Origin of the sequence: Bradyrhizobium altum (assembly GCF_020889705.1) — a bacterium.
GTDB classification, from domain to species: domain Bacteria; phylum Pseudomonadota; class Alphaproteobacteria; order Rhizobiales; family Xanthobacteraceae; genus Bradyrhizobium; species Bradyrhizobium altum.
Genome location: NZ_JACMYP010000002.1, coordinates 93,523 through 112,075, shown reverse-complemented (window position 1 = coordinate 112,075; position 18,553 = coordinate 93,523). Strand labels below are relative to the sequence as shown.

Sequence of the window (18,553 nt, the reverse complement as noted above, 5' to 3'; positions counted from 1 at the left end):
TTGGCGGAGCAAAAGGAAGTCGTGGATGCCCGGGTCAAGCCCGGGCATAACGTGATGAGCGGGGCTACGCCCTACCCCTTCACATCCTGCTTTTCCGACGCGGTCGTCGGCTTGCCCTTGGCGCCGACGCCGGTGACGCGGACATGATCGCCGTCGGCGAGGCCATCCGGCGGGGCGGTGATGATGCGGTCGTCGGGGGCGAGGCCCGAGGCGATCTCGATCTCCTTGCCGAGGTCACGACCGATCTTCACGGTCTTGAACAGCACCTTGTCATCAGGGTTGACGGTGGCGACCCGCAGGCCGTTGCCGTTGAAGATCAGCGCGCTGGCCGGAATGCTGAGCGGCGCGGCCTCGCGCTGCAAATTGAGCTTCACGCTGGCATAGCTGCCCGGCATCAGCTCGCCGGAGGAGTTGTCGAGCCCGAGTTGCATCCGCGTGGTGCCGGAGGCGACATCGACCGCCTGCGAGGAGGCTTCCACTGTCGCCTGGAACGTGCGGTTCGGGTAATCCGGCATCACCAAGGAGGCCTTGGCGCCGATCTTGATCGCCGGAACGTAGTTCTGCGGCACGTTGACGTAGACGCGCAGCTTGGTGATGTCCGAGATCGTGAACATCGCGGGACCCGAGTTGCCACCGGCGTTGATCAGCGCGCCGACGTCGGTGTCGCGCGAGGTCACCACGCCGTCGAACGGCGCCGTGATCTTCTTGTAACCGGCGAGCGCTTCCAGCCGCTCGACATTGGCCTGGCCGGACCTGACCGCACCGTTCTTGTTGGAGAGGTCGGCGGTGCGCTCGTCGATCTCCTGGGCGGAGACGAAGTTCGAGGCGACCAGCGTCTTGCGCCGGGTCAGCGTGGCCTCTGAAAGCTTGGCCGAGGCCTGGGCGCTGGCGAGATCGGCGCGCGCCTGCAGCAATTGCTGATCAAGGTCGGGCGCCTCGATCTCGGCGATCACCTGGCCGGCCTTGACGCGGGCGCCGATGTCGGCGTCCCAGTTCTTGAGATAGCCGGACACCCGGGCGAAGATCGGCGCACGGGAATAGGCCTCGAGCCGACCCGGCAGGTCGATCGTGGGGCTCAGCGCCTTGGCATTCGGCAGCGCCACGGCGACGGTCGGAATGGCCTGGTCGTCGGTCCATTCCTTCAGCCTTGTGTCCTGCTCCTCGCGGGCGCGGATTCCGGTGCCGACGATCAGCCCCGCGCCGACCAGTGCGACCACGCCGAATATGCCCAATTTCCGGCGAGACACCGGTGGGCGCTGTTCAGTGGGCGGCATGCGGAATCTCCGATGAGGCGGCGGCTTTGGCGCCTTGCTTCTTGTGTACCATACTGAATACCACGGGAACAAACATCAGCGTCGCGAAGGTTGCAAAGATCAGGCCGCCGATCACGGCGCGGCCCAGCGGCGCGTTCTGCTCGCCGCCCTCGCCGAGCCCCAGCGCCATCGGCGCCATGCCGATGATCATGGCGAGCGCGGTCATCAGAACCGGGCGGAAGCGGACAAATCCGGCTTCCAGCGCGGCCGCGACGGGATCGCCGAGTTCCTCATAGCGCTCGCGGGCAAAGCTGATCACGAGCACGCTGTTGGCGGTCGCGACGCCCATGCACATGATGGCGCCCGTGAGCGCCGGAACCGACAGCGTGGTCTGGGTCGTGAACAGCATCCAGACGATGCCGGCAAGTGCTGCGGGCAGCGCCGTGATGATCACGAACGGATCCGACCAGGACTGGAAGTTCACCACAATCAGGAAGTAGATCAAGACGACCGCGCCGAGCAGGCCGAACAGCAGGCCGGTGAAGGCCGAGTTCATGGTCTGCACCTGACCGAGCAGCACGACCGAAGAGCCCTTCGGCACTTCCTTGGCGGTGTCGGCGATCAGCTGGCGCACGTCGGTTGCGACGCCGCCGAGATCGCGGCCTTGCGTCGTGGCGTAGATCTGCACCAGCGACTGGATGTCGTATTGCGACACCACCGCGCTCGAGGTCGCGCGCTTGATGTCGGCGATGCCGCCGAGGATCGGCGCCTGGGTGTTGCCGGTCGCGGTGATCGGCAGCGTCTGCAGCGCGCTCAGCGAGTCGATCTGATATTGCGGCGTTTGCATCACGATCGAATAGGACACGCCGTTATCGGGATTGAGATAGTAGGTCGGCGCGACCTGCGAGGAGCCGGCGAGGTTGACGACCAGCGAGTTGGTGACGTCGCGCTCGGTCAGGCCGACATATTGCGCACGGGTGCGGTCGACATCGATGTTGAAGGTCGGATTGTTCGGCGACTGCTGGATCCGCGCGTCGGCGATGCCGGGGATGCGCTTGATCTTCGCCAATAGCTTGTTGGCGTAGGCGAAGTTGGCGTCGAGGTTGGCGCCGCGGATCTGCAGGTCGATCGGCGCCGGCGCGCCGAAGTTCAGGATCTGGCTGACGATGTCGGCCGGCAGGAACGCGAAGCTGGTGCCCGGGAACAGCCGCGGCAACTGCTCACGCAGCGTGCGGACATGCTGCTCGGTCGGCTTGTGGCCTTCCTTCAGGCGGATCTGGATGTCGCCGTCCTGCGGACCAATCACGCCGGTGTTGTTGTAGGTCATGTTGATGCCGGAGATCGGCATGCCGATGTTGTCGGTCATGGTCTCGATCTCGCCGGGGACCAGCTTGCGGATCGCCTTCTGGATGTCGGCGAGCTGGTTGGCGGTCTCCTCGACGCGGGTGCCGACCTGGGTGCGGACATGCATCAGGATGTTGCCGGCGTCGACCGACGGAAAGAAGTTGCGCCCCAGGAACGGCACCAGCACGAACGACGCGGCGACGACCGCGAGGAAGCCGCCGACGAACACCTTGCGGTGGCCGAGCGCCATCTCGAGCAACCCGCGATAGCCGCCGCGGATGCGCTCGAACCGCGCCTCGAAGCCGCGCTGGAACCAGACCAGCGGATTGCGCGACTTCGGCGGCGCGCCGTCGTGATGGACATGCGCCTGCAGCAAATAGTTCGCCATGGTCGGCACCAAGGTGCGCGACAGGATGAACGACCAGATCATCGCGAACATGACAGCTTCGGCCATCGGCACGAACAGGAAGCGCGCCACGCCGGTCAGGAAGAACATCGGCACGAACACGATGCAGATACAGAGCAGCGAGACGAAGGCCGGCGTCACGATCTGGTTGGCGCCGTCGAGGATCGATTGCTCGACCGGCTTGCCCTGCTCGAGATGGTAGTTGATGTTCTCGATCGTCACCGTGGCGTCGTCGACCAGGATGCCGACCGCGAGCGCAAGGCCGCCGAGCGTCATGATGTTCAGCGTCTCGCCGATCAGGGACAGCATGATGATGGCCCCGAGCACCGACAGCGGGATCGACACCGCGATGATGACGGTCGAGCGCCAGCTGCCGAGGAACAACAGGATCATCACGCTGGTGAGCAGCGCCGCGATCACGCCCTCGAAGGCGACGCCGGTGATCGCGCCGCGGACGAACACCGACTGATCGCCGATGAAGCCGATCTTCAGCGCGTCCGGCATCTGGTCCTTGACGTCGATCACCTTCTGCTTGATGCCGGAGATGATATCGAGCGTCGAGGTGGCGCCGGCCTTCAGCACCATCATCAGCACCGAACGGTTGCCGTCGACATGGACGATGTTGGTCTGCGGCGGGTTGCCGTCGCGGACGGTGGCGACGTCACGCACATAGACCATTGCGCCGTTGACCTGCTTGATCGGCAGATCGCCGAGTTCCTCCATCCGGAGCGGCGAGTTGTTCAGGTTTACGGTGTATTCGAAATTGCCGATCTTCTGCGTGCCGACCGGCGTGATCAGGTTTTGTGCCGCGAGCGTGTTAGCGACGTCCTGGCCGGACAGGCCGCGCGCCTGCAGCGCGGTCGAATTGAGATCGATCTGGACCTGGCGCTGCTTGCCGCCGAACGGATACGGGATCGCGGCGCCGGGCACCGTGACCAGCGGCGTGCGCAGCTGGTTGATGCCGATGTCGGCGAGGTTCTGCTCGGTCAGGCCTTCGCCCGACAATGCGACCTGGATGATCGGAACCGTCGAGGCGCTGTAGTTCAGGATCAGCGGCGGCGTCGCGCCCGGCGGCATCTGCTTGAGCAGGGTCTGCGAAATCGCGGTGACTTGCGCGTTGGCGGTACGGATGTCGACATTGGGCTGGAAGAAGATCTTGATGATGCCGAACCCGTTATACGAGTTGGCGGTGATGTGCTCGATGTCGTTGACCGTCGTGGTCAACGCGCGCTGGAACGGCGAAGTAATACGGCCGGCCATCTGGTCGGGCGGCAGACCGGTGTACTGCCAGACCACGCCGATCACGGGGATACGGATGTCGGGAAAGATGTCGGTCGGCGTGCGCAGCGCCGCCAGCGGTCCGATGATCAAGAGCAGGATCGCGAGCACGACGAAAGTATATGGCCGGCTCAGCGCGATACGGACCAGTGCGATCATAAAAGCAGCATTCCCGAAATGAAGCCCGCCCCGGGCAGAGGAATCGACATTGCAAAAGCCGTTCCGCAGCGGCCGATTTACCCGATGACGGGCAAAACGCCAACCGGCGGAGCCGCGGCGGCCTTCACTTCCTTGGCATAGTACGTGAAGCCGTGCACTCCGATCGGGTACGCCGGACGCAGTGCCGCCGATCGCGCTCGTATCATCGTCAAAAAAGAGACGGCTCTGCTGCGAATATGCGCTGGCCGAGCACGCCGTTTCGGCCGTCACGAGGCTAGCGCATCGCTGCTCTGCGAAAATGTAGAGCGTGGTGAGCCGGCCGGCTCGCCACGCCGGGATCGGTTGCCCCGACAACGATGTCTGTATGGCCGAACCGGCGGCGCCCGATCAGGCGGCGCGGACGGCGTTGAGGAACTTGCCGACTTCGAGCTTGAGGCGGCTGCTGTCGCCCGAGAGCAACTGCGCCGCCGAGAGCACCTGGGTCGACGCCGAGCCGGTCTCATTGGCGCCGTGCTGCACGTCGGTAATGTTGGCCGAGACCTGCTGGGTGCCCTGCGCCGCCTGCTGCACGTTTCGCGATATTTCTTGCGTCGCCGCGCCCTGCTCCTCGATCGCGGCGGCAATGGCGGACGAGATCTCCGACAGCCGCTCGATGGTCGAGCCGATGGCGCGGATCGCGGTCACGGAGTCTTCGGTCGCAGCCTGGATGCCGGAAACCTGCTGGCCGATCTCACCGGTCGCCTTTGCGGTCTGCTCCGCGAGTGCCTTCACCTCCGAGGCCACCACCGCGAAGCCACGTCCGGCCTCGCCGGCGCGCGCCGCCTCGATGGTGGCGTTCAGCGCCAGCAGATTGGTCTGGCCGGCGATGGTGTTGATCAGTTCGACCACGTCGCCGATCCGGGCGGCAGCCTTCGACAACTCCCCGACCCGGTCGTTGGTCGCACGGGCCTGGTTGACAGCATCGCCCGCCATCCGGGCAGACTCCTGCACCTGCCGGCTGATCTCGTTGACCGAAGATGACAGTTCCTCGGTTGCGGACGCTACCGACTGGACGTTGGTGGTGGCCTCCTCCGAGGCAGCGGCGACGGTGGTGGCAAGGTTTTGCGAACGCTCGGCGGTCGAGGTCAGCGTGGTCGCCGACGCTTCGAGCTCGGTCGAGGCGGATGCGACGGTCTCGACGATCTCACCGACCGCGCGCTCAAACCCATCGGCCAGCTGCAGCATGTCGATGCGGCGCTGTGCGGCGGCGCGCGCTTCGATTTCCTTCTGCTCGCGCTCCATCCGGACCTTGGCAAGGCCGTTGTCCTTGAACACAAGCGCGGTCTTGGCGACGTCGCCGACCTCATCGCGGCGATGGGTGCCGTGCACCGGGATGTCATATTGGCCATTGGCAATCTGCTGCAGCATCGCGACGACGGCACGGATCGGCTTGGCGACACCGTACTGCCCAACGACGAAGCCGAACAGCAACCCGAGCAAGACCCCAGAAGCAGCAAGCAGGATCAACAGCTCCGAGGTCGATACGTATTCCTGCTCATTGGCCTTGACGTTGTCCCTGACCCGCTCGTCCTGGCGGTCAGCGACGGCCCGAACCCTGGCCTGAAGCTCTTCCGCGGCCGCGCGGCTCTTCATCGCGACATCGCGCAGTTTCTCGGCGGACTGGGTCAGGTCGGCCGCCTTCGCGCTCTCGACCGCGTCAAGTGTCTGCTTCAGCTGGGCCCGATAGGCCGACAGCGCCGATCGCACGCCGGGCAGCAGCGCGATGGTTTGCGGGTCCTGCGTCTTGCTGATCGTGGCGAGGCGCTCCTCGAGCGACTTGAACTGCTCATCGATCAGCGATCGTGCCGCAAGCCGGTTCTCGTCGCGCGGATCGAGCGCGCTGCGGAATTCGGCGCGATTGATCGCGAGCACGTTCTGGTTGGCCTCAGCCGACAGCAACGCGCGTTCCGCAGCGCGCGCAGTGATGACGCCGCGTTCGCTGAGCGATTTCAACGAGGAGATCCCGAGATAGGCGAGCATCCCGGCGATAATCGAGAGACCGCCCACAATCGCCAATATCTTCGTGAGAATGCGGAATCTCGCCAGGAACATCATCCGGTGCCTCGTTTGGAATGGATTTCGCGATTCTGTGCGGGTGGTCGCGTCGCGCCACAGCAGGTTACCGCGCGCGGAACTACGGTTCGTTAATCACACATACAGTGGAACTACTGAGCACCGCATCCAGGCAAAGAAAAATGCCCGGCCTTTCGACCGGGCATTGTTCGATGGTCAGAGATTCGGCCGCCGTCAGGCCGCGCGGACGGCGTCGAGGAATTTGCCGACCTCGAGCTTGAGGCGGTTGCTGTCACCCGAGAGCGACTGGGCCGCCGACAGCACCTGGGTCGAAGCCGAGCCGGTTTCGTTGGCGCCATGCTGCACGTCGGTGATGTTGGCCGAGACCTGCTGGGTGCCCTGCGCCGCCTGCTGCACGTTGCGGGAAATCTCCTGCGTCGCCGCACCCTGCTCTTCGACTGCAGCGGCGATGGTGGACGAGATCTCCGACAGCCGCTCGATGGTCGACGAGATTTCCTTGATGGCGCCGACCGACTCCTGGGTCGCGGTCTGGATGCCGGCGATCTGCTGGCCGATCTCGCCGGTCGCCTTCGCGGTCTGCTCGGCCAGCGCCTTCACCTCGGACGCCACGACCGCGAAGCCGCGGCCGGCTTCACCGGCGCGCGCCGCCTCGATGGTGGCGTTCAGCGCCAGCAGATTGGTCTGGCCGGCAATCGTGTTGATCAGTTCGACGACGTCGCCGATGCGCGCGGCGGCCTTCGACAGCTCGCTGACGCGATCGTTGGTGGTGCGCGCCTGGCCGACGGCGTCACCGGCCATCCGCGCCGACTCCTGGACCTGGCGGCTGATCTCGGTCACCGACGACGACAGCTCTTCGGTCGCCGACGCCACCGACTGCACGTTGGTCGAGGCTTCCTCGGACGCAGCGGCGACCGTGGTGGTCAGTTCCTGCGAACGCCTTGCGGTCGACGACAGCGTGCTGGCCGAGGCTTCGAGCTGGGTCGAGGCCGACGACACGGTCTGCACGATCTCACCGATCATCTGCTCGAAATTGCGGGTGATGGTATCGACCCGGCGGCCGCGCTCGATCTTGGCCTCGGCGTCGGCGGCGGCGGCCTCATCGGCGGCCTTCTTGGCGACCAGGGCCTCCTTGAACACCTGCAATGTATCAGCCATGGCACCGATCTCGGTCTTCTCGCCCCGATGCGGCACTTCGGCCGTCAGGTCGCCGCGGCCCAGCGCCTGCATCGGGCTCACGATCGAGGCGATGCCCGACGAGATGTCGCGGACCGTGTAGAGGCTGACGCCGACCGCGATCAGGATGGCAAAGCCGAGGATCGCCGCCACCATGATCAGGGCCGAGCTGTAATTGTTCGCAGCGTCCTGCGCGGCCTTGTCGGCACCGGCGTTGTTGAAATCGATGTCCTTGTTCAGGATCTCGTCCGCCTCGAGACCGATCTTGTTCACGACCTTGGTGTTGAGCTCGTGCGCCTCATGCGGAAGCTTGCCGGCTTCCTTGCGCGACAGGCTCATCACCTCCTCGGTGCCCTTGCGGTACTTGTCCCAGGTGTCGGACCACTGCCGGTAGAGCGCCCGCTCTTCGGGTGAAGTGATCATCGGCTCGTACTTGACCCGCGTCTTGGCGGTCATCTCGACGACGCTGGCGAGTGTCTTTTCGGCCGCCTGCTTCTCCTCGAGCGTTTCCGAGAGCATGTGCTCGCGGATCACGTTGCGATAGGTGATGACCCCGGCGCGCAGCTCGCCGAGCACGCGCACGCTCGGCAACCAGTTGGTCGTGATGTCGACGGTGCTGGCGTTGATCGCCCGCATATTCCAGACTGCAAGCAGGCCCATGCCCGTCAGTGCGACGAGCAGGAACGCAACCGCGGCAATGATCTTGGCGCGGATCGAGAATTTGGCGAACATCGTGGGGTCTCATGGGTGCCGGGCTCGCGAGGCCCGTTCATGCGGAAAGAAGACTGATGGCGCGGCGGTGCGCCGCGGATATCAAAGCCAGCCCCCCTCCTTAAGTAGGGTTAATTTGCTTCACCGTTGAACTACGGAGATATCAGTCATCAGCCCGTCATGATGCGCGACAGGCGCATCAAGGCATCAATGCCAGCGCGTCCGAGAAGAACTCCGGCCCGCCGAAATTGCCTGATTTCAGGGCAAGCACCATCTCGCTTTTTCCAGCGCCGACCGCGCGCAGAACCGGCACGCCCGCAGCGATTTCCGCCCCGACCAGGAATCCCGGGATACCCAGCCGATCGACCACGGCGCCTGAAGTTTCACCACCGGCGACCACCAGCCTGTGCACGCCGGACCGCACCAGCCCTTCCGCGAGGTCGGCCATCGCCTGCTCGATCGCATGTCCGGCGGCATCACGGCCATGACGGGATTGCAGAGCAGCCACCTCCTCCGGAGTCGAACTGCTGGCGATCAGGATTGGACCCGTGCCGAGCCGCTCTTTGGCCCAGGCGAGCGCGCGCTGCGCCTCGTCCCTGCCGGCGATCACCCGCTCGGGGTCGAGGTGCAGGACCGGCATCACCTTCTCGGCGCTGGCGATCTGGCGCAGGGTCGCCTGCGAGCAACTGCCGGCGAGGCAGGCGGCCGGCCCGCCGATCGCAGCGCTGGTCACGGCATTCACTTCAGCCGATTTGGCCTTGCCTTCGGCGACCAGCGCCCGCGCCAATCCAAGCCCGATGCCGGAGGCGCCGACCGAGAGACCGTGATCCAGCGCCACCTGCCCGATGGTTTCGAGGTCGCGGTCGAACACCGCGTCGACGATCGCAGCGCCGATGCCGCTGCGCGCAAGCTCGGCGAGCTTTGCCCGAACGGCCTCGGTGCCGCGGCTCAGCGTCGCCAGATCGACCAGGCCGATCCCGGTCGTGCTCTGGCGCGCCAGCACGCGGACCAGATTGGAATCATGCATCGGGTTGAGCGGATGGTCCTTCAACGGGCTCTCGTTCAGCGGCACCGAGCCGACGAACAGATTGCCCTGATAGACGGTGCGGCCGGTTTCCGGGAAGGCCGGCGTCACCAGCACGATATTGTCTTTGGAGTCGGCGCGCAGCGCGTCCATCACCGGTCCGATATTGCCGGCATCGGTGGAATCGAAGGTCGAGCAGATCTTGAACAGGATATGCCCTGCGCCGCGGCCGCGCAGCCAGCTCTCCGCGGCGCGCGAACGCGTCACGGCGAGGCCAGCCTCGATCGAACGGCTCTTCAGCGACACCACGACAGCGTCGACCTCCGGCAGCGCGAGATCGTCGGCGGGCACGCCGATGGTCTGCACCGTGCGCAGGCCGGCGCGGGTCAGCGTGTTGGCGAGGTCGGAGGCGCCGGTATAGTCGTCGGCGATGCAACCGAGTGCGAGTGTCACGGCTTCACTCCGGCATAGGGCTTGAACCAGGCGAGGCCGTCGGTGGTCTTGCCGCGCGGATTGTATTCGCAGCCGACGAAGCCGCCGTAACCGAGCCGGTCGAGCTCGTCGAACAGGAACGGATAGTTCAGCTCCTCGCCGTCGGGCTCGTTGCGCGAGGGGATCGAGGCGATCTGGATGTGGCCAATGATCGGCATCATCTCGCGCAGCCGCATGGTGACGTCGCCATGGATGATCTGGCAGTGATAGATGTCGAACTGCAGCTTCAGGTTTGCGATATCAAGCTCGTTGATCAGGTCGCGCGCGAAGATGAAGTCGTTGAGGAAGTAGCCGGGCACGTTGCGCGGATTGATCGGCTCGATCACGACGTCGAGGCCGTGCGGCGCGAAGAACTCGGCGGCATACGCGACCGATTTGCGAAACGCAGCAACCGCTTTGGCATCGCTGCGGTCGGCGATCCCGGCCATCAGATGCACGCGCTTGACGCCGGTCGCCTGCGCATAAGGTAGCGCGGTCTTCAGGCTCGCTTGCAAATCGGCGAAACGATCGGGCAGCGCGGCAAAACCCTTCTCGCCGGCGTTCCAATCGCCCGGCGGCAGGTTGAACAGCGCCTGCGTCAGCCCGGCGGCCTTCAGCCGCTTGCCGACCTCCTCGGCCGGATGGTCGTACGGAAACAGGAACTCGACCGCGGTGAAGCCCGCTTTCGCTGCCGCCTCGAAGCGGTCGAGGAACGGGACCTCGTTGAACATCATGGTGAGGTTGGCGGCAAAGTGGGGCATCGCAGGATCCTCTTATTTCGCGCCGGGAAGCTTGGTGCCGGTGACCTGCGCATACATCCGCGCCACCGATGCATCGTCGTCGCGGCCCATGCCGGCCGCCGATGTCATCAGAAACATCTGCAGCGCCGCGGCCGAGACCGGCACCGGGAAGCGCGCATTGCGCGCCATGTCCTGAATGATGCCGAGGTCCTTGACGAAAATCTCCACCGCGCTGCGCGGCGCATAGTCGCCGTCGAGCACATGCGGCATGCGGTTCTCGAACATCCAGGAATTGCCGGCGGAGGCCGTGATCACCTCATAGACCTTCCTGATGTCGAGGCCCTGCTTGGCGGCAAAGGCGATCGCCTCCGAGGCGGCCGCGATGTGCACGCCGGCCAGCAGCTGGTTGATCATCTTGAACGCGGCGCCCTGCCCTGCGGCGTCGCCGAGTTCGTAGAGCTTTGCCGCCATCGCATCCAGCGCCGGCCGCGCCTTCGCGAACGCCGCCGCGCTGCCGGAGGCAAGAATCGTCAATTCACCCTGCGCCGCGCGCTGCGCGCCGCCGGAGATCGGGGCATCGAGATAGTGCCGGCCGGTCGCCTCGAGCTGTTTCGCGAGCCGCCGCGCGATATCGGGATCCATGGTCGCCGAGGAGATGAAGACCGCGTCCCTGGCCAAGGTCTCGGCGGCGCCGTCCTTTCCGAACAGGATGGCTTCGGTCTGCGCCGCATTGACGACGACGCTGACGACGATGTCGGCATCCTTGGCCGCTTCGGCCGGCGTTTTGGCACCCTTGCCGCCGTCGGCCACGAAGCGCGCGACGGCATCGGCCGAGACGTCGCAGCCGGTCACGACAAGGCCGGCGCGCTTGAGCGAAGTCGCCATGCCGTATCCCATCGAGCCCAGCCCGATGACGGCGACGTGCGGTGTTGCGGAACTGGACATGCGGCGATCCTCAAATTTTTACTTGATTGCACATGAAACGGTTTCCACTCTTCCGGACCATGCGCGTTGCTGCTTGCCTATCACGCCTTGGCCGTGCTGCCAAAGCATGAGACAAAGCGGAAAACGGATAGCGCCAAGACAAACAGGCGGGCGAAACCGGGTGGGCAAAAGCGGATGAGCGAAACAAGACTTCGTGAGGATATCTGCCGCTTCGGCCGCTCGCTGTTCGAGCGCGGGCTGACGCCGGGCTCCTCGGGCAATATCAGCGTCCGGCTCGACGACGGCGGCTGGCTGGTGACGCCGACCAACGCCTCGCTCGGTTTCCTCGATCCGGCAAAAATGTCGCGGCTCGACGGCAATGGCCGCCTCGTCTCCGGCGATGCCCCGACCAAGGAAGTGCCGCTGCACACCGCGCTCTACCAGACGCGGACCAGCGCCGGCGCCGTGGTGCATCTGCACTCGACCCATTCGGTCGCGCTTTCGATGCTGCCCGAGATCGACCCGCGCGCCGCGCTGCCGGCGATGACGGCCTACTACGTCATGAAATGCGGCCAGACCGCGCTGGTGCCCTATTATCGCCCCGGCGACCCCGCGGTCGCGGATGCGATCAGAGGACTGGCCGGGAAATATTCATCGGTGCTGCTCGCCAATCACGGCCCCGTCGTCTCCGGCGACACGCTGGAAGCCGCGGTGTTCGCGACCGAGGAGCTGGAGGAAACCGCCAAACTCTATCTGCTGCTGCGCGGGCTGAACCCGCGCTATCTCTCGCCCGAACAGGTGGCGGATTTGACCAGGACGTTCGGGCTCGTGCTGCCGGATCACCCTCACTAGATCAAGCAAAGGTGAGATATGCGGAGAACAGTCATGATGAGGTTCACAGGCGTGGCATTCGCGGTTCCGTTCGTCATTAGTCTGGCAGGATCGACTGCACGGGCCGAGCAGACCTTGCCGGACCTGCTGGCGGTACAGCTGCGCGCGCAAGGCTATGCCTGCGACAAGCCGCTCAAGGCCGAACGGGACGACAAGCTCTCGAAGCCCGACAACGAGGCCTGGACGTTGACCTGCAGCAACGCGACCTACCGCGTCAGCCGCGTGCCGGATCTTGCCGCGAAGGTCGAGGTCGTCCCCCATTCGGACCAGCCCAAACGATGAAATAGGGCGACCGCTCGCCACGGATACCGGCGTCATCCTGAGGTGCGCGCCTCTTCGGCGCGCCTCGAAGGATGGCCACGGGCGCGCGGGGCCCATCCTTCGAGGCTCGCTCCGCTCGCACCTCAGGATGACGTCAGAGTGCGCGGAGTGAACGCTTAGCGCTACAGCCCCAGATACGCCTTCCGCACATCCGGATTGCCGGTGATCTCGGCGGCGGTGCCCTGCATCAGCACGCGGCCGGTTTGCAGGATGTAGGCGCGATCGGCGATCTCCAGGCATTCGGCCATGCGCTGCTCGACGATCAGGACCGTCATGCCGGCGTCGCGGATGCGCTTCACGGCCTGGAAGATCTCGTCGACCAGCTTCGGCATGATGCCTTGCGACGGCTCGTCGAGCATCAGAAGCCGCGGCCGCGTCATCAGCGCGCGGCCGATCGCGAGCATCTGCTGCTCGCCGCCGGACAAGGTCTCCGCGCGTTGCTCCAGCCGTTCGCCGAGCCGCGGGAACAGATTGAACACCAGATCCAGCGGCGCATCGCGGTCGGATCGGCTGCGATAGAGATAGCTGCCGAGCCGCAGATTGTCGCGCACCGAGAGCCGCGGAAACAGCCGGCGGTTCTCCGGCACGAAGGCGATGCCATCAGCGGTGATGACGTGCTGCGGCTGGCCGTCGATCCGCTTGCCGTCGAAGGTGACGGTGCCAGCGCGCGGCCGTTCGGCGCCGGCGATCGATTTCAGCAGCGTCGACTTGCCCGCGCCGTTGGCGCCGGCGACGCAGACGATCTCGCCCTTGGTGACGTCGATCGACACCGAGGAGATCGCAACCAGGCCCTGATAGGCGGTGGTGACTTCACGCACCGACAGCATGACGATCCCCGAGATAGGCAGAAATGACTTCTGGATTGCGGACGACCTCGGTCGGCTTGCCCTCGACCAGCACCTTGCCGAGATTGAGAACGATGGCGCGGTCGACCAGCGGCATCACAATTTCCATCACATGCTCGACCATCAGCACGGTGACGCCGGTGGCCCGCACCTTGCGCACCAGATCGACGCCGGTCTGCGCCTCGACCGGCGTCAGCCCGGTCAGCACTTCGTCGAGCAGCAGCAGCTTCGGTTCGGTGGCCAGCGCACGGGCGACTTCGAGCCGGCGCTTCTCCGACGGGACGAGGTCGGCGGCAAGCTTGTCGGCGCGCGCCGCAAGTCCGCAGAACTCCAGGACCTCATAGGCCTTCTGCCGCGCGATGCGCATCTTGGTGTTGCGGATCAGCGCACCGACGATGACGTTGTCGATCACGGTCATGGTCTCGAAACTCTTGACCACCTGGAAGGTGCGGCCGACGCCGCGCTGGCAGCGCTCCGCCGCCGGCAGCATTGTCACGTCCTCGCCGTCGAACATGATCGAGCCTTGGGTGGGCGGCAGCACGCCCGCGATCAAATTGAACAGCGTCGATTTGCCGGCGCCGTTCGGGCCGATCAGGCCGACGATCTCGCCGCGGCCGACCGAGATCGAGACGTCGCTGTTGGCGACGAGGCCGCCGAAGCGCTGCCAGACGCCGCGGGTTTCCAAGAGCGGGGCCGTCATCGCGCGGCCCCCTTGCGCCCGGAGAGCATGCCGAACACGCTGACGAGTCCCTTCGGCAGTGCGAGCGAGATCGCGACGATCAGCGCGCCATAGACGATCAGGTCGACGCCGCGGCCGGAACCGCCGACAAAGGACCGCGTCAGCTCGGTGAGCGGGATCAGGATCACGGCGCCCAGCACCGGCCCCCACAGCGTGCCGATGCCCCCTAACACCGCGGGCAGCGCCATCAACAGCGAGAACTGGAAGCCCATCACGCTCTCAGGATCGATATAGGAGACGAACTGGGCGTAGAAGCTGCCGCCGACGGCGACGAGGAAGGCGGAGACCGCCGCCGCGCCCATCTTGGAATTGAACACGACGACGCCGAGGCTTTCGGCCGCATCGGGATTATCCTTCACCGCGCGCCACCAATAGCCCCATTTGGAATCTTCCAGCCACCAGGTGACGAGCCAGGCGATGCAGGCCAGCGCCAGCGCAAAATAGAAGTACGGCAGCTTCGAGCGGGTGAACTGGAATTTCAGCCAGCTGTCGCCGCGCACCGGGATATCGATGCCGAGGGCTGCGCCCGCCCAATCCCAGTTCTGGATCAAGAGCAGCGCGATCTCGGCGATCACGATGGTCGCGATCACGAAATAGTGCCCGCGCAGGCGGAAGCAGGGATAGCCGAGCGCCATCGCGATCACGGCGGAGATCGCCCCGCCCGCCAGCATGCCGAACCACGGCAGCACGCCGAACTTGGTGAACAGCAGCGCGGTGGTGTAGGCGCCGAGCCCGAAATACAGCGCATGGCCGAGCGAGATCTGTCCGCAATAGCCGGACAGGATGTTCCAGCTCTGCGACAGCGCGGCATACATCAGGGTCAAGACCATGATGTTCTGGATGTAGACGTCCTTGACGAACAGCGGCACTAACGCGGCGATCACCGCAAGGCAGGCCGCCACGATCAGGTCACGCCTGCGGCGTTGGGCGAAGTGGGTGTCCATCACATCGATCCGAACAGGCCACGCGGGCGGATGAAGACGACCAGGAGATAGACGGCATAGATGCCGACCGATTTCAGCGACGGCGGCAGGATCATCGCGGTGGTCGCCTCGACCAGGCCGACGATGATGCCGCCGGCAAAGGCGCCGAACACGCTGCCGAAGCCGCCGAGCGCCACGGTGACGTAGGCGATCAGCGCAAACGACGCGCCGACGTCGGGATAGACGTAGAAGAAGATCGCCATGATGGCGCCGGCCAGGCCGACCAGCGCGGCACCAAGGCCCCAGCCGAGCGCGAACACCCGGTTCTTGTCGATGCCGACCAGCGCCACCGCGCCGGCGTCCTCGCGCGTCGCCTCGAGCGCGCGGCCGAAATCGGTGCGATTGATGAAGAAGTAGAGCGCGACGAAGGCCGCGATCGACAGCATCGCGCCGATCAGCTGCGGCTCCGGCAGATAGATGCCGGCGATCGAGATCGTCTTGCCGCCGACCCAGGAGTTGGTGACGCTGCGGTAATCGGGCGTGAAGAAGAACTGGGCGAGACCCCGCATCACGATCGCAAGGCCGAAGGTGGAGAAGATCTGCACCATGCCGGCATTGGCCTTGGCGCGCATCGCGAAGCGGACCACCAGCAGGTAGACCACCGCGCCGAACACGAACAATGCCGCGGCGACCAGCGGCGCCGCGAGCAAGGGGTCGATCGCGAAGAACGCGAACAGGAAGAAGGTCGCGTACATCGCGATCATCAGGAATTCGCCGTGCGCGAAATTCACGACGTCCATCAATCCGAAGATCAATGCGAGGCCGGCGGCGATCAGTCCGTAGAGCAGCCCCATCAGGAGGCCGCTCGCCAAACTCTGGATAATGGTCTCGGCTGTCACCGCTGCGCCCCAGTCAACATGTGTCTCCCGCGTCTCCTGGCGAAGGCCAGGACCCATAATCACAAATGCATCGGTAGAAGGACCAACAACCAATCATCGCAAAACGCCTGCCTGTGTTACGCGATGAGTGCACGCACTCGCGCGGGGGGTCCCGGGTCGCGCTTCGCTTGCCCGGGACGACGTAGGGACGCGCCCGAGCGATCAGCTGTTCATCGGCCAGATCGCCTCGGAGACGGCGGCCTGTTCCGGGAAGATCGTCACGAAGTTCTTTGCGGTATATTGCAGCAGCACCGGATCGGCGAAATTGTTCTGCCCCATCTCGTCGAACTTGACGCGCCGCCACGGCATGATGGTCACGTCGCCCGGCATGTCGGTAGCGACCAGCGCCTCGCGGATCTTCTCGCCGTCGGTCGACTTGGCGCGGTTGATGGCGTCGGCCATCACGATCAGGCCCATGAACTGGCGCGACGAATAGTCGTTGAAGTCCTTGCCGGACTTGGCGCGGTACATCTCATTGATGAGACCGACCATCGGCCGCTTCTGCGCCAGGTCGAGCGAGAAGCTGCCGCGCGAGATCACGCCCTCGAGCTTGTCGCCGACCGCGTCATAGGTCGCCTTCTCCGAGAACCCGGCATCTTGCGCCATGATGTTCTTCGGCCTGTAGCCGAGCTCGGCCATGGTCTTGACCAGCAGGATCGAGTCGGTGGTGTAGCTCGACGGCATCAGCACGTCGGCATTCGCCGCCTTGAGCTGCTGCACCTCGGCGGTCAGCGACGGCGAGTTGGCGCGGTACTTGATGTCGGCCACGATCTTGTAGCCGCGCTCGCCGGCGAGCTTGGTCTGAGCGTTCGCCGAATCGGTGCCGAAGATGGTGTCCTCGTGGAACAGCGCCAGCGTCTCGATCTTCTGGCCCTTCTTCTTCATCGCATCGAAGAAGTCGAACATCGCGGCCGAGAACATCTCGTCATGCGGCGAGGCGCGGAAATAGTATTTCAGGCCGCGGCGATGCAGGCTCGGCGAGGAATTGTCGGCCGAGATGAACGGAACGCCGTAGCGCTCGCAGGTCTGGCTGACGGTGACGGCAACCGCGCTCTGATAGGTGCCGACCACGGCGCAGACCTTCTCCTGCGTGATCAGGCGCTCGGTCTCGGCACGGCCCTTCTGCGGATCGGCCTGGTGGTCGGCGAACACGAGGCGGACCTTGGCGCCGCCGAGGCCGGACAGGCCCTCGCCCTTGGCGAGCGGCAGCGCGAAATCATAGTTCTTGTTGATGATCTCGGCCGCGGTATTGAAGGCGTGCTGCGCGTCGACGCCGATCGCGGCGCTGGAGCCGGACAGCGGATAGATCACGCCGATTGCAACTTCGCTTGTCTGCGCGCGCGCGGCCATTGGACCGAGCGCAGCGGCGGCAGTGGCACCCAGCAACACGTTACGGCGAGAGATCGTCATCGAAATTCCCCTTAGGTCAGCTTGTTATTATCGATGTGATGCTTGTAGCGCGCAGTAAAGCCTCAATGAATTGCACGAATTGCCTACTCAGAGCACAGCCAGCTGCTTGTTCCTGAGATCGGTCACCAGCATCAGGCCCGGCGAATGCGTGATCGCAAACGGCAGCTTCGCACTTGCGATCACCGATTGCGGCGTCACGCCACAGGCCCAGAACACCGGGATCTCGTCATCGGTCACCGGCACCGCATCGCCATAGTCGGGCTTGGCGATATCCTTGATGCCGATCGCATGCGGGTGGCCGAGATGGACCGGTGCGCCATGCACCGACGGGAAGCGCGAGGTGATCTGCACCGCGCGGATCGCATCCGCCGGCTTGAACGGGCGCATCGACACCACCATCGGTCCCGCGAACGGCCCCGACGGCTGGCAGGCGATGTTGGTCCGGTACATTGGCACACGCAGGTTGCGTTCGATGTGACGGATCGGCAGCCCGTCCTCCAGCAGCGCCTCCTCGAACGAATAGGAGCAGCCGAGCACGAAGGTGACGAGATCGTCGCGCCAATATTTGGTGATGTCGGTCGGCTCGTCCGCCACCTCGCCGTCGCGCCAGACCCGGTAGCGCGGCACGTCGGTGCGGATGTCGAGGTCGAGGCCGAGTGCGGGGATTCTGGGATCGCCGACGTCGGACATGCCGATGATCGGGCACGGCTTCGGATTGAGCTGGCAGAAGCGGTGGAAGGCGCCGGCGAGTTTCTCCGGCAGGATCGCCAGATTGCCCTGGACGAAACCGTTGGCGAGCCCGGCCGTGGTGGCCGAGGCCATGCCGTTGCGGCTGGCGCGCCGCGCTTCAACGCTCGCCAACACCGGCTCCCCCTGAGATCGCTGCACTGCCGCAAAAACAGTCATGGGATTCTCCTGCCCATAATCTCG

The 18,553-nt window shown here is 65.1% G+C and carries 15 protein-coding genes; 2 read left to right on the top strand and 13 right to left on the bottom strand.

The annotated features are described in order from the left end of the window. Window positions 1-71 precede the first annotated feature (71 nt). From H8B02_RS01630 to ltnD, 7 genes are all read right to left on the bottom strand, one after another. Window positions 72-1,274 carry an efflux RND transporter periplasmic adaptor subunit gene (locus tag H8B02_RS01630; RefSeq protein ID WP_229164404.1) on the bottom strand — a complete coding sequence of 401 codons (1,203 nt, stop codon included), beginning with the start codon at window positions 1,272-1,274 and terminating at the stop codon, window positions 72-74. Further along, the gene (locus H8B02_RS01625; RefSeq protein WP_229164403.1) at window positions 1,261-4,440 is read right to left on the bottom strand and encodes an efflux RND transporter permease subunit; all 3,180 of its coding nucleotides are present in this window, start codon (window positions 4,438-4,440) and stop codon (window positions 1,261-1,263) included. The genes H8B02_RS01630 and H8B02_RS01625 overlap by 14 nt, the downstream gene beginning before the upstream one ends. Before the next feature lie 387 nt (window positions 4,441-4,827). Beyond that, the gene (locus H8B02_RS01620) at window positions 4,828-6,534 is read right to left on the bottom strand and encodes a methyl-accepting chemotaxis protein (protein WP_229164402.1); all 1,707 of its coding nucleotides are present in this window, start codon (window positions 6,532-6,534) and stop codon (window positions 4,828-4,830) included. Window positions 6,535-6,726: 192 nt separating this feature from the next. Then, window positions 6,727-8,418, bottom strand: a complete 1,692-nt coding sequence (locus H8B02_RS01615) for a methyl-accepting chemotaxis protein (protein WP_229164400.1) — start codon at window positions 8,416-8,418, stop codon at window positions 6,727-6,729. A gap of 178 nt (window positions 8,419-8,596) precedes the next feature. Then, window positions 8,597-9,874, bottom strand: coding sequence for a 3-oxo-tetronate kinase (gene otnK, locus H8B02_RS01610; RefSeq protein WP_229164398.1), 1,278 nt, complete (start codon window positions 9,872-9,874; stop codon window positions 8,597-8,599). Then, entirely contained in the window at window positions 9,871-10,653 is a 783-nt protein-coding gene (otnI, locus tag H8B02_RS01605) for a 2-oxo-tetronate isomerase (protein WP_229164397.1), read from the bottom strand. Before otnI ends, otnK begins: the two co-directional genes overlap by 4 nt. Window positions 10,654-10,665: 12 nt before the next feature. After that, window positions 10,666-11,577: an L-threonate dehydrogenase gene (ltnD, locus tag H8B02_RS01600; RefSeq protein WP_229164396.1), complete on the bottom strand. Its 912-nt coding sequence runs from the start codon at window positions 11,575-11,577 to the stop codon at window positions 10,666-10,668. Window positions 11,578-11,751: 174 nt separating this feature from the next. On the opposite strand from ltnD, the gene otnC reads away from it, so the two are divergent. Next, window positions 11,752-12,408 carry a 3-oxo-tetronate 4-phosphate decarboxylase gene (gene otnC, locus H8B02_RS01595; protein WP_229164395.1) on the top strand — a complete coding sequence of 219 codons (657 nt, stop codon included), beginning with the start codon at window positions 11,752-11,754 and terminating at the stop codon, window positions 12,406-12,408. 33 nt (window positions 12,409-12,441) lie between these two features. Beyond that, window positions 12,442-12,729, top strand: a complete 288-nt coding sequence (locus tag H8B02_RS01590; RefSeq protein ID WP_229164394.1) for a hypothetical protein — start codon at window positions 12,442-12,444, stop codon at window positions 12,727-12,729. A gap of 161 nt (window positions 12,730-12,890) precedes the next feature. Here the strand turns inward: H8B02_RS01590 and H8B02_RS01585 are convergent, their stop codons facing one another. The 6 genes from H8B02_RS01585 to H8B02_RS01560 form a co-directional block, all read right to left on the bottom strand. Continuing rightward, window positions 12,891-13,595: an ABC transporter ATP-binding protein gene (locus H8B02_RS01585; protein WP_229164393.1), complete on the bottom strand. Its 705-nt coding sequence runs from the start codon at window positions 13,593-13,595 to the stop codon at window positions 12,891-12,893. Continuing rightward, entirely contained in the window at window positions 13,579-14,313 is a 735-nt protein-coding gene (locus H8B02_RS01580; protein WP_229164392.1) for an ABC transporter ATP-binding protein, read from the bottom strand. The genes H8B02_RS01585 and H8B02_RS01580 overlap by 17 nt, the downstream gene beginning before the upstream one ends. Next, a complete protein-coding gene (locus H8B02_RS01575) occupies window positions 14,310-15,296 on the bottom strand; it encodes a branched-chain amino acid ABC transporter permease (RefSeq protein ID WP_229164391.1) in 987 nt (328 codons plus the stop codon). Before H8B02_RS01575 ends, H8B02_RS01580 begins: the two co-directional genes overlap by 4 nt. After that, window positions 15,296-16,174 carry a branched-chain amino acid ABC transporter permease gene (locus tag H8B02_RS01570; protein ID WP_176532651.1) on the bottom strand — a complete coding sequence of 293 codons (879 nt, stop codon included), beginning with the start codon at window positions 16,172-16,174 and terminating at the stop codon, window positions 15,296-15,298. The genes H8B02_RS01575 and H8B02_RS01570 overlap by 1 nt, the downstream gene beginning before the upstream one ends. A 201-nt stretch (window positions 16,175-16,375) precedes the next feature. After that, a complete protein-coding gene (locus H8B02_RS01565) occupies window positions 16,376-17,623 on the bottom strand; it encodes an ABC transporter substrate-binding protein (protein WP_229164390.1) in 1,248 nt (415 codons plus the stop codon). An 87-nt stretch (window positions 17,624-17,710) separates the two neighbouring features. Next, on the bottom strand, window positions 17,711-18,529 hold the full coding sequence (locus tag H8B02_RS01560) for a putative hydro-lyase (protein ID WP_229164389.1): 819 nt from the start codon (window positions 18,527-18,529) through the stop codon (window positions 17,711-17,713). Between the last annotated feature and the right edge of the window lie 24 nt (window positions 18,530-18,553).